Raw genomic sequence first — 11,931 nt, 5'->3', positions numbered from 1 at the left:
AACAAAAACAATCTACCACTTTGGCGATAGAAAAAATTATTTTAGGCATTGACCCTGGAACCACAATTATGGGTTTTGGTGTGATAAAAGTTGTTGGTAAAAAGATGGAATTTATTCAAATGAATGAATTAATCCTCAAAAAATACGACGACCATTACCTGAAATTAAAACTTATTTTTGAACGTACAATTGAACTGATCGACACGTATCACCCAGATGAAATTGCTATTGAAGCACCTTTTTTTGGTAAGAATGTACAATCAATGTTAAAGTTAGGTAGAGCGCAAGGAGTTGCAATGGCAGCAGGTTTGTCTCGCGAAATTCCGATTACAGAATATTTGCCAAAGAAAATCAAAATGGCAGTTACCGGAAGTGGAAGCGCTAGTAAAGAACAAGTTGCTTTGATGTTAAAATCACTTTTAAACTTAAAAACTTTGCCTAAAAACCTAGATGCAACAGATGGTTTAGCAGCTGCAGTTTGTCATTTCTACAATTCAGGAAAAGTAGTTGGCGGAAAGAATTATACTGGTTGGGCGAGTTTTGTGAAACAAAATCCTAAAAAAATCAAATAATTTTTTTCAATTGTCATTTACCAATAACCAATTATCGATATTATGAAGTTAAAAAATAATCCATTACAAAACAAAAGTTATGATTTGGCTTTATTAATTGTTAAATTGAGTAAAAGATTAATAAAAGAGAATAAAGAGTATGTTTTGTCAAAACAAATTTTAAGAAGCGGAACTTCTGTAGGTGCAAATATAATTGAAGCTAATGGAGCAATTTCAAAAGCAGATTTTTCTGCTAAAATGTCTATTGCTTATAAAGAATGCTTAGAAACCAAATATTGGTTACATTTATTAAAAGATAGTGGGGATTTAGATATAGAGAGTTTTAAAGACCTTTTTGAAAAGGCAGATGAAATAGGTAGAATTTTATTTTCTATTTTAAAAACTACTAGAATAAACAAGTAGTTACGATAATTGATAACCGATAATTGATAACCGATAATTGATAATTTATTTTGGCTGGAATATACATTCACATACCATTTTGTAAACAAGCATGTTTTTACTGCGATTTTCATTTTTCTACTTCGATGAAGAAAAAAGAAGATATGATTTTATCACTTGTAAAAGAGATAGAGATTAGAAAAGACGAATTGCAAAACACGACTATAGAATCTATTTATTTTGGAGGTGGAACACCATCTGTTTTAACTGTTGATGAAATTCAAGTATTGATTGATGCTGTTTATAAAAATCATACAGTAATTGAGAATCCAGAAATAACGTTAGAGGCAAATCCGGATGATTTATCCGAAGAAAAAATAATAGAATTATCTAAAACACCTATCAATAGATTAAGTATTGGCGTGCAATCGTTTTTTGAGAAAGATTTAAAACTCATGAACCGTGCGCATAATTCAGATGAAGCTAAAAATTGTCTATCTGTGGCGATTCGCCACTTTAGTAATATTTCTGTCGATCTAATTTACGGAATTCCAGATTGTACAAATGAAGAGTGGAGAGATAATATACAAACAGCACTGAGTTTCGGAATTCCACATATATCTAGTTATGCTTTAACGGTTGAGCCAAAAACAGCTTTAGCAACGTTGATTAAAAAAGGGAAAATTAAAAATGTAGATGATGAAAAAGCAGAGGAACAATTCCATATTTTAATTGAAGAATTAAAAAAGGTAGATTTTGTGCATTACGAGTTGTCTAACTTTGGGAAAGAAGGTTTTTTTAGTCAGAATAATTCTTCTTACTGGCTAGGGAAACCTTATTTAGGTATTGGACCTTCGGCACATTCGTTTAATGGAATCCAACGAAGTTGGAATGTTAGAAATAATGCGAAATATATAAAAGCTATTCAAGAAAATACGCTTCCTATAGAAAGAGAAACACTCACAAAAACAGATGGTTATAATGAATATATTATGACAGGTTTAAGAACCATCTGGGGAGTTTCTCTCGAAAAAATAAAAAAAGATTTTGGCGATAAATATGTAACGTATTTAGAAAAACAAGCCAAAAAACATTTAGAACAAGAATTATTGATCATTGAAGATCGAGTTTTAAGAACTACGCCAAAAGGGAAGTTTTTATCAGACGGAATTTCTTCAGATTTATTTATGGTCAATTAGTTTTTTATTAATGTTAAATGTTTAGATTACATCTAACATAAAGAAAGAAAACTTATATTTGAGTTTGAAGTAAAAACTAAAAATTACGCAAATAAGGTCGGCAAAAATATGAAAGCGGTAATAGAGTACAATTCAAGAAAAATAGAAATAAACGTTTCAGAACCATTAGACATTTCAATTCCTATTGATATGAATAAAGGGAAAGTAAATGCTTGGGGAATTGATGATCCTAAGATTGAAGTAGAAAAATTTGATGATTATGAAGTAAGTGTTGCAAATGGTGCTGTGGTTAACTTTAATAGCATTAAATTTAATCCGCATTCTCACATAACTCATACAGAATGTGTTGGGCATATTACCAAAGAAGTACACTCTGTGAATCAACATTTAAAATATTTTATTTTTTTAGCAGAAGTAGTTACTATTGCTCCTTTGTTTCATAATGGAGATTTTTTAATTGGAGTGAAGCAATTAAAACATGCTTTACGAAATAAGAAACGTGATGCTATTGTAATTCGTACTTTACCTAATTTAGAGGAAAAAAAGAGTATGAAATACTTTAATACGAATCCAACTTATTTATCTGAAAAAGCTGCAATTTATTTAAAAGAAAAAGGAATAAAACACTTGTTAATTGATTTACCTTCTGTAGATAAGGAGAGAGATGATGGTAAACTTTTATCTCACAATGCTTTTTGGAATACTGGTGGTGAATTAAGAATGGATGCAACCATTACAGAATTTATATATGTGCCAAATACTATAGAAGACGGTGAGTATTTATTAAACTTAATGATTGCACCTTTTGAGAATGATGCAACGCCAAGTAAGCCTGTTTTGTATAAAATTATAAAGTAGATAACATTTAAAATTATTGGACCCTTCAGGTTTTTAAAATCTGAAGGGTCTTTTTTTTTTTACTAAATTGGTTAAAAAGAAAGAGTAGTTTAAAGTAAGTGTATCATTTTTGTTAATGAGAATCTTATTTATTAAAACCACTTTTTACGTTTAAAATACCAAACAGAAACAATGGTAACTAATGCCATAACACCCAATAAAATAAAATAACCATATTTAGATTTTAATTCTGGAATGTTTTCAAAGTTCATTCCGTAAATTCCTGCTAAAAAAGTTAATGGTATAAAGATTACTGACAAAATAGTCAGTGTTTTCATTACCTCATTTAAGCGATGTCCTTGAATACTGAAAATTAGGTTTATTTTACTTTCTAATTCTTGCAATTCAAAATCGATATTAGAAATTAGGTTATTGGTTTGTTCTTTTAACTCATTAAAGTATTTTACATTAAAATCTTTAATTTCTATTTTTTCTAATTTTATAATGGTATCTCTTAAACTTAAGGTTGCTTTTTTAAAATTGAATAATTCTTGCTTCCTTTTTTCAACTAAAGAAGTAAACTCTGGAGTTGGCTTTATGTGAGTAGAATTTAGTTTATCTGCGCTTAAATCTGCATTTGCTTCATAGGTGTCTTGGTAGTTATCAATTATAGACTCTAATATTAAATACAGTAAATAGTCTGTTTTTTTCTTTCTAACAATTCCTTTGTTACCTTCTAAACGCTCACGAATCCAGCCAAAATAATCTCCATGTTTTTCTTGAATAGACCATAAAAAGTCTGAAGAAACGATAAAAATCATTTGTTCAGAATCTAATTTCTGACTTTGAGTAATTAAAACTCTGGTGGTTATAAATAGTAAATTATCTAATAAAATTACTTTGTTAGGGTGCTCTTCATCTCCTAATAATTTTATTAAAAAATCGTCTAATTTATTTTGGTTAATTACTTTTTTATAAGCCTCATGAAATCTTATACCGTAAGTATTTAGCCATTTAGTATTCGTTTTGTTTTCTGAAAAAATAATTTCTGAAATTGCGTTATAAGTTGTTTTTTCATAATTCTTTGCAGAATAACTAATTATGGAGGTGTTGTCTAAAAAATCATTTTCAGTCATAAAAAAGTTGTAATTTTGGTTTATAAAGATACTTTTTAAATCTTAATAATAAAGGTTATTTTAATAATTGAGCGGATGCATATAGAACAATTAAGAGATTTTTGCATTTCTAAAAAAGGAGTAACAGAACATTTTCCTTTTGATGATGTTACACTGGTTTTTAAAGTGATGGGTAAAATGTTTTTGCTAACCGGATTAACTTCTTGGGAGAAAGGGGAAGCTAAAATTAACTTAAAATGCAACCCAGAAAAAGCAATAGAATTAAGAGAAGAATTTGAGGGGATTATTGATGGTTATCACATGAGTAAAAAACATTGGAATACTGTTTTGCTAAATTCTAGTGATGTTTCAGATGATCTGGCAAAAGAACTTATCAATCATTCTTACGATTTGGTTGTAAAAGGGTTGACTAAAAAACTACAAAAAGAATTAGAAGAATTGTAGCTTTCTAAAATGATGGAAAATAAGAAAAGCGAAATATTAGAAAAACATTGTTATACAGAAATGGTATATCAACGGATAAATAAAAAGTTAAAAATAGCTTTTTCTAAGGATGAAAATGAGCAATTTATCAGAAAGGTTTTAGAAGAAACAGTTATAGAAAACTACTTGAAAAAGGGAAAGAATTTTTACGTTTCTAATAAAGAACACAACATCAGAATTACTGTAAATTCTAATACTTTTAGAATTATTACGGTAGATAGAATTTAAAATATAGTAATTTTTTCAATAATGAAAAAGCAAGAATTTAGAAAGATTTACAAACAGAAACGAAACGATTTAACTGAAACTCAAATTCAGGAATTTCAAGAAAATATCTACGAACAAATTTACGATTTAGAAATTGTTGGTGTTAAAAATGTACACCTATTTTTATCACTTACAAAGTTTAAAGAAATAGATACACAACCAATTATTAATTACTTCAGAAGCATAAAAAAACGAATTGTGGTTAGTAAATCTGATTTAGAAAACAATACACTTTCTCATTTCTATTTAGAAGAAAATACGGTTTTAGAACTCAATAAATACGGCGTTCCAGAACCTGTAAATGCAGAACAAGTAGATGAAAAGGAACTAGACCTTATTTTTGTTCCGTTGTTAATTTCTGATGAATTAAATTACCGAGTTGGTTACGGAAAAGGATTTTACGATCGTTTTTTATCGAACTGTAAAGTAGAAGCAAAATTTATTGGACTCAATTATTTTAAGCCTATTTATCAAATTGAAGATTCTAACGATTTTGATATTCCGCTACATCAAGTAATCTATCCTAAATAAACTTTAAATCGCCTTTAATTCTTTGTAAATTTGTTTTAGAAACAGAAAGCAAATGATTGTACAAGGAAACATAGTCGATATACAGAACAAAATAATTTACAAAGGAGAAATTGAAGTTGTAAACGGAAAAATTTTGTCTGTAAAAGAAGTAAATCATAGTAAAGAAAATTACATTTTACCAGGTTTTGTTGATGCACATATTCATATAGAAAGCTCTATGTTGGTGCCTTCGGAATTTGCGAAAATTGCCGTAAAACATGGTACAGTTGCAACGGTTTCCGATCCGCATGAAATTGCCAATGTTTTAGGTGTAAAAGGAGTTGATTTTATGATTGAAAACGGAAAGAAAGTTCCGTTGAAATTCAATTTTGGAGCACCAAGTTGTGTGCCAGCAACGTCTTTTGAAAGTGCAGGAGCAATTATAGATGCTGATGATATTAAATTGATGATGGAAAATCCGGATATTAAATATTTGGCAGAAATGATGAATTATCCCGGAGTATTGTTTGATGATGCTGAGGTTTTAGCTAAGATTCAACACGCAAAAAATAACAACAAACCCATTGATGGTCATGCGCCAGGTTTAAGAGGCGATGATGCTACCAAATATATTGCTGCCGGAATTTCTACAGACCACGAATGTTTTTCTTTTGATGAAGCTTTAGAGAAGCTACAAAAAGGTATGAAAGTAATTATTAGAGAAGGTTCTGCAGCAAAAAACTTCGAAGCTTTAATAGGTTTATTACCCGAACATTTCGAAAATATGATGTTTTGTTCAGATGATAAACACCCAGATGATTTATTATTAGGGCATATCAATCAGTTATGTGAAAGAGCAGTTGCCAAAGGAATTGATGTTTTTAAAGTGTTACAAGCAGCGTGTGTAAATCCTGTAAAACACTATAATTTAGATGTCGGACTTTTACAAAAAGGAGATGATGCAGATTTTGTGGTGGTTGATAGTTTAGAAAAATTCAATGTTTTAGAAACCTATATAAACGGAGAATTAGTCGCTAAAAATGGCGAATCTTTTGTAAAGCATGTGGATTTTGAAGTATTGAATAACTTTAATACAGATACAAAAGAAGTTACTGATTTTAGATTCGAATCTTCATCAGAAAAAATTAGAGTGATTGAAGCGTTAGATGGTGAATTAGTGACCAATCAAATTGAAGCAGATGCTTTAATTGTTAATGGAAATTTAGTGTCAAACACAGAAACTGATGTTTTAAAAATGACAGTTGTTAATCGTTATCAGAATGATGCACCTGCAATTGCGTTTATCAAAAATTTCGGAATAAAAGAAGGAGCTATTGCAAGTTCTGTTGGGCACGATTCTCATAATATTATTGCAGTTGGTGTATCGGACGAAGCAATTTGTAAAGCGGTAAATTTAATCATCAAAAATAGAGGCGGAGTTTGTGCTGTAAATAACACCCAAGAGAAAATAGTTTCTTTGCCAGTTGCCGGAATTATGTCTGACAAGCCTGCTGAGGTTATCGGTAAAGCCTATGCAGAACTAGATACAATGGCAAAAGAAATGGGTAGCAAATTACGCGCACCTTATATGAGTTTGTCTTTTATGGCGTTATTGGTGATTCCTGCTTTAAAGTTGTCTGACAAAGGTTTGTTTGATGGAAGTACTTTTAAATTTACTTCTTTAGATATTAAATAACATTCAATTTGTCTTTTCGACGATAGGAGAAATCTCATAAAGTTGCTTGGTTTTGGCTTTTCACTGTTATGTGACTTCTCATTCTTCTAAGTGACAATTTGTTGGGGAAATAGAAAATACGTTTACAAACAAGTCTAGTCTTGATTGAACCTTTCGACTTCGCTCAAGACAGGCTATTTGTTTGAGCTCTTTTTTATTCCTTTTTAGGGTAAAAAAAGCGAGTACCTTTCGACTTTGCTCAAGATAAACTCCACACAGGAAATAGCTTCTCGTTAAAAATTTATCAAATTCTTAATTTTTAACGTACTTCTTTAGGTAATAATTAGCATTTTTCATATAAAAATGTACTTTTGCACAACAAAAAATATATTATGAGTTTACAACAAGATTTAGAAAACAGAAGTGGAAATAAATGCGAATTATGTACATCAACAGCTAATTTATCAGTTTATGATGTAAAGCCAACAATTACTGGTGGCGGTGGAGTAGATGGTAGCGTATTGGCTTGTGAAACTTGTATTACTCAAATAGACAATCCAGAAGAAACAGATGCAAATCACTGGCGTTGTTTAAATGACTCTATGTGGAGTGAATATAGAGGTGTAAAAGTGGTTGCGTGGAGAATGTTGTCTCGTTTAAGAGCAGAAGGTTGGCCACAAGATTTGTTAGACATGATGTATTTAGAAGATGACGATTTACGTTTTGCTAAAGAATCTGGAGATCATTTAGATGATAGCGAAAAGATAATTCATAGAGATGCAAACGGTGCAATTTTAGAGGCCGGAGATTCTGTGGTTTTAATAAAAGATTTAAAAGTAAAAGGATCTAGCTTGGTTGCAAAACAAGGAACTGCGGTACGTAGAATTTCTTTAGATCACGAAAATGCTAAGTTTATAGAAGGTAAAGTAGGACCAACGCAAATTGTAATTATTACAGATTACGTTAAGAAAATGGCAGATAAAGAGTAGGTTGTCACTTCGAGTGATTTTCTGAAAGAAAATTGTATCGAGAAGTTGGGCGTTCCCTTGCGGGTCGCGCTTTACACTATATCTTTTTTTCGTACCTCAAAAAAGGATGCCGTTTCAATCGCTAACGCACTTGTTTGCTAGCTAAAAATAGTTTAAATTTATTTTTTTCATTATTTAGAAACATAAAAAAACCTCGAAATTTTCGAGGTTTTTTTTAGTTTGTATACTGTAATTTTATTCTTTTTTGCTCGTAATATAAATGGAGCCACCACCATCTTTATCTTTTTCTACATTCACACTTTCTATATTGTCTGGTTTTACTTTTTTCATTTCTTTTTTAGAAATGCGTTTTCCGTCTAAGTAGAAAATCGGTTCTTTTTTCTTCTTTATAGAAATAGTAGAACTTCCATTTTCTTTTTTAATAACGTTTACACTTTCTATATTACCCGCGTTTACTTTGTCCACTTCTTTTTTAGAGGCAACTTCTCCGTTTAAATAAAAAATAGGTTCCTCCTTATTTTTTTCTGTTATAGATGTATAAGGAAATGGTACTGCTGTTTTTTTCTGAGACTCGCTTAATTGTGCATATAGTTTTTCTAACTTTTCTATATCCTCTTTTTTTGTATCGGCATTATCTTTAGATTTTGCTTTTTTAGCTAAAGAATTATATTCTATAACTATTTTGTCCTTTGCTTTTTCTTGTGCTTGTACACGTTCTGCAAATAAGAAAAGGAAGCCAACTAACAACGGAATTACCGAGAGTTGTTTTAATAAAATTTTGGTTTGTGAACTTTGTTTTGTCATCATTTTTAATCTTTTTTTAGTGAGTGAATAATTCAAATTACTGGCCAAGTAATATTCGTTGTTCCAAGCAGCTTTGTTTAATAATAAGTGCTGGTATTTATTGGTATTTTTATGTTGATTGATAACCTTTTCATCAGCTAAAAATTCGTGATTTAATTGTATTGCTTTTTTTAAGAAGATAAATAATGGGTTTATCCAAAACATAATTTGAAATAACTCAATAATTAGAATATCTAAGGTGTGTTTTTGCGTTACATGCGTTAGTTCATGTGTAAAAAGCTCTTCTTCAATCTTTCCTTCTTTGTAGTCTTTTTTATTAATGAAAATGAAATTCCAGAAAGTGTGAGGTAGTATTTCATCCTGCACCAAAACAAGTATTGCCTTTTGATATTTTATAGTTTCGTTTGTTCTTATTTTTTGAATAATCTTTGCAAAGTTTTTTACAAATCGAATTAAAAATAAGATTGATATAATTAAATAAACACAAATTAATAACTGACTGTAATTAAAACCTTCATGAACTGCTGCTAAAGATGTATTTCCTATAAAAATAGGTTCTCCGCTGGTTTCTAATGCGTTGTTAGCCTGAACTGTAATTGTTGCTAATGGAACCAAGAAAGAAATAATAACACCTGTTAAAAGGTAAAAACGATTAAAGATGTGCATTTTTTCCTTTTCTAATATAAAATGATAAAAGAAAAGTAATAACGCTAAACAACTAGCCGATTTTAGTAGATAAATTATCATTGTTGTTGCTTTTTAATTTGACCGTCAATTATTCTTTTTAAATCTTCTAATTCTTCTGTAGAAAGGTTGGTTTCTTTTGTAAAGAAAGAAGCAAACTGACTAGCGGAATCGTTAAAGAAATTTTTAATCAGCCCATTTACATGTTTAGAGAAGTAATCTGTTTTTCTAATTATTGGAAAGTATTCTCTCGATTTTCCGAATAAGGTATAGTCTATAAAACCTTTGTCTGCAATTCTTTTTAACAAAGTGGCAACGGTTGTTGTTGCTGGTTTTGGTTCTGGAAAATCTTCTAACAATTCTTTTAAAAATGCTTTTTTACGTTTCCATAAATATTGCATTAATTGTTCTTCTGTTTTAGATAATTGCATGTTCTTTTTATTTTACTCTACAAACATAGAATAAAAAACTGTATTCTACAAATGTAGAGTTAAAATATTTTTTATGAAGTAGTAAACCTCAAAGGTTTTTAAAACCTTTGAGGTTTGTATGTAATAAAAAGGTTTCTAGTTTTACTTAAAGTAGGCAAGTACATTTGCATTAAGGATTGCAGTAGTTGTTTGAGCTCTTTTTTCTTTTTTCAGAAAAAAAGCGAGTACCCTTCAACAAGCTCAGGATAAACTTCAAGCCTGACGCAATTATTTTTTTCAAATAATTGGGGAATGCCCTAAAAAAAATCCGCTCATTGCTGAACGGATTAGTTATTTTATTGATTCATTTCTGTAAAATATTTATAGAAATATGGAATGGTTTCAATCCCTTTTAGGTAATTCCAAACTCCGAAATGTTCGTTTGGCGAGTGAATGGCGTCAGAATCTAACCCGAAGCCCATTAAAATAGTCTTGCTTTTTAAGTGCTGCTCAAATAGGGCAACAATAGGAATACTACCACCGCTTCTTTGAGGAATAGGCGTTTTTCCAAAGCTAGTTTCATAAGCTTTACTTGCAGCTTTATACGCAATATTGTCTATTGGAGTTACATAACCTTGTCCGCCATGATGAGGTTTTACAACCACTGTTACAGATTTAGGAGCAATACTTTCAAAATGTTTTTTGAATAATTCTGTAATTTCTTTCCAATCTTGATTTGGTACCAAACGCATTGATATTTTAGCGAATGCTTTACTAGCAATTACTGTTTTTGCGCCTTCACCAGTATAACCACCCCAAATTCCGTTTACGTCTAAAGTTGGTCTAATTGCGTTGCGCTCGTTGGTAGAATAACCTGCTTCTCCGTGAACATCATCTATTTTTAAGGCATCTTTATATTTCTCTAAAGAAAAAGGTGCTTTTGCCATTTCTGCTCTTTCTTCGGTAGATAATTCTTCTACATTATCGTAAAAATCAGGAATAGTAATATGGTTGTTCTCGTCGTGTAAAGAGGCAATCATTTTGGTTAAAATATTAATAGGATTTGCAACTGCGCCTCCGTATAAACCAGAATGTAAATCTCTATTTGGTCCTGTAACTTCTACTTCTACATAACTTAAACCACGTAAACCTGTTGTAATTGAAGGAATGTCATTCGCAATCATTCCTGTATCTGAAATTAAAATTACGTCATTAGCTAGTTTTTCTGTATTTCTTGGTACAAACCAAGCTAAACTTTCTGAACCAACTTCTTCTTCACCTTCTATCATAAACTTTACGTTACAAGGTAAGTTTCCGGTAGAAGTCATGTATTCTAATGCTTTTACGTGCATATACATTTGTCCTTTATCGTCACAAGCACCTCTTGCAAAAATTGCTCCTTCTGGATGAATTTCTGTGTTTTTAATAACTGGCTCAAATGGAGGAGAGGTCCAAAGTTCTATTGGATCTGCTGGTTGTACATCATAATGACCATAAACTAATACGGTTGGTAAGTTCTTATCGATGATTTTTTCTCCGTAAATAATAGGATACCCTGGAGTCTCGCACATTTCTACGTTGTCGCAACCTGCTTTTTTTAAACTTTCTAAAACAAAATCTGCTGTTAACAAAACGTCTTTTTTATATGCCGAATCTGCACTTACAGAAGGGATTTTAAGGAGTTCTATAAGTTCGTTTAAGAAGCGTTGTTTGTTGTCTTTTATGTAAGATTGAATGGTATTCATAAGATATAATTTTATTTCTTCATCAAAAGTAGAAAAATTATTATGAACTGCTTTGCAGTTTGCAAGGAATGTTTATATTTGCAGCCCAATTAAATTGGAAAAGTTGCAGGCGTGGTGGAATTGGTAGACACGCTAGACTTAGGATCTAGTGCCGCGAGGTGTGAGAGTTCGAGTCTCTCCGCCTGTACAATAAGAGAAAGCTGACTTTTTAAGTCAGCTTTTTTTGTTTCTAGGTAACA

13 protein-coding genes and 1 tRNA gene are annotated in these 11,931 nt (G+C 30.7%); 10 read left to right on the top strand and 4 right to left on the bottom strand.

Annotated features, from left to right (window positions below; translation table 11 throughout):
- The first annotated feature begins 20 nt into the window (after positions 1-20).
- From ruvC to WHD08_RS09855, 4 genes are all read left to right on the top strand, one after another.
- On the top strand, positions 21-572 hold the full coding sequence (gene ruvC, locus WHD08_RS09870) for a crossover junction endodeoxyribonuclease RuvC (protein ID WP_208890961.1): 552 nt from the start codon (positions 21-23) through the stop codon (positions 570-572).
- A gap of 42 nt (positions 573-614) precedes the next feature.
- The gene (locus WHD08_RS09865) at positions 615-974 is read left to right on the top strand and encodes a four helix bundle protein (protein WP_208890962.1); all 360 of its coding nucleotides are present in this window, start codon (positions 615-617) and stop codon (positions 972-974) included.
- A gap of 50 nt (positions 975-1,024) precedes the next feature.
- Entirely contained in the window at positions 1,025-2,152 is a 1,128-nt protein-coding gene (gene hemW, locus WHD08_RS09860; protein WP_208890963.1) for a radical SAM family heme chaperone HemW, read from the top strand.
- Positions 2,153-2,260: 108 nt separating this feature from the next.
- Positions 2,261-3,010, top strand: coding sequence for a cyclase family protein (locus WHD08_RS09855; protein WP_165733844.1), 750 nt, complete (start codon positions 2,261-2,263; stop codon positions 3,008-3,010).
- A 131-nt stretch (positions 3,011-3,141) separates the two neighbouring features.
- Here the strand turns inward: WHD08_RS09855 and WHD08_RS09850 are convergent, their stop codons facing one another.
- Positions 3,142-4,125, bottom strand: a complete 984-nt coding sequence (locus WHD08_RS09850; RefSeq protein ID WP_165733843.1) for a magnesium and cobalt transport protein CorA — start codon at positions 4,123-4,125, stop codon at positions 3,142-3,144.
- Positions 4,126-4,200: 75 nt separating this feature from the next.
- On the opposite strand from WHD08_RS09850, the gene WHD08_RS09845 reads away from it, so the two are divergent.
- The 5 genes from WHD08_RS09845 (at position 4,201) to WHD08_RS09825 (ending at position 8,049) form a co-directional block, all read left to right on the top strand.
- Entirely contained in the window at positions 4,201-4,569 is a 369-nt protein-coding gene (locus WHD08_RS09845; RefSeq protein ID WP_208890964.1) for an MmcQ/YjbR family DNA-binding protein, read from the top strand.
- Between the two features lie 12 nt (positions 4,570-4,581).
- Entirely contained in the window at positions 4,582-4,836 is a 255-nt protein-coding gene (locus tag WHD08_RS09840; RefSeq protein WP_208890965.1) for a DUF3781 domain-containing protein, read from the top strand.
- 21 nt (positions 4,837-4,857) lie between these two features.
- Complete coding sequence (locus WHD08_RS09835) at positions 4,858-5,406, top strand: 5-formyltetrahydrofolate cyclo-ligase (RefSeq protein ID WP_208890966.1); 549 nt, start codon at positions 4,858-4,860, stop codon at positions 5,404-5,406.
- Between the two features lie 52 nt (positions 5,407-5,458).
- Positions 5,459-7,081 (top strand): adenine deaminase, encoded by a 1,623-nt coding sequence (gene ade, locus WHD08_RS09830; protein ID WP_208890967.1) that lies wholly within the window; start codon positions 5,459-5,461, stop codon positions 7,079-7,081.
- 371 nt (positions 7,082-7,452) lie between these two features.
- Positions 7,453-8,049, top strand: coding sequence for a PhnA domain-containing protein (locus WHD08_RS09825; RefSeq protein WP_208890968.1), 597 nt, complete (start codon positions 7,453-7,455; stop codon positions 8,047-8,049).
- 234 nt (positions 8,050-8,283) lie between these two features.
- Here WHD08_RS09825 and WHD08_RS09820 read toward each other — a convergent pair whose 3' ends face one another.
- From WHD08_RS09820 to WHD08_RS09810, 3 genes are all read right to left on the bottom strand, one after another.
- Complete coding sequence (locus tag WHD08_RS09820; RefSeq protein WP_208890969.1) at positions 8,284-9,600, bottom strand: M56 family metallopeptidase; 1,317 nt, start codon at positions 9,598-9,600, stop codon at positions 8,284-8,286.
- The gene (locus WHD08_RS09815) at positions 9,597-9,968 is read right to left on the bottom strand and encodes a BlaI/MecI/CopY family transcriptional regulator (RefSeq protein WP_208890970.1); all 372 of its coding nucleotides are present in this window, start codon (positions 9,966-9,968) and stop codon (positions 9,597-9,599) included. The genes WHD08_RS09820 and WHD08_RS09815 overlap by 4 nt, the downstream gene beginning before the upstream one ends.
- 335 nt (positions 9,969-10,303) lie before the next feature.
- Entirely contained in the window at positions 10,304-11,692 is a 1,389-nt protein-coding gene (locus WHD08_RS09810; RefSeq protein ID WP_208890971.1) for a dipeptidase, read from the bottom strand.
- A 105-nt stretch (positions 11,693-11,797) separates the two neighbouring features.
- Between WHD08_RS09810 and WHD08_RS09805 the strand changes: the two genes are divergently transcribed.
- A tRNA-Leu gene (locus WHD08_RS09805) sits at positions 11,798-11,879 on the top strand.
- The last annotated feature ends 52 nt before the right edge of the window (positions 11,880-11,931 follow it).

Origin of the sequence: Polaribacter sejongensis, from assembly GCF_038024065.1 — a bacterium.
GTDB classification, from domain to species: domain Bacteria; phylum Bacteroidota; class Bacteroidia; order Flavobacteriales; family Flavobacteriaceae; genus Polaribacter; species Polaribacter sejongensis.
This window is presented reverse-complemented; position numbering and strand designations above follow the sequence as displayed.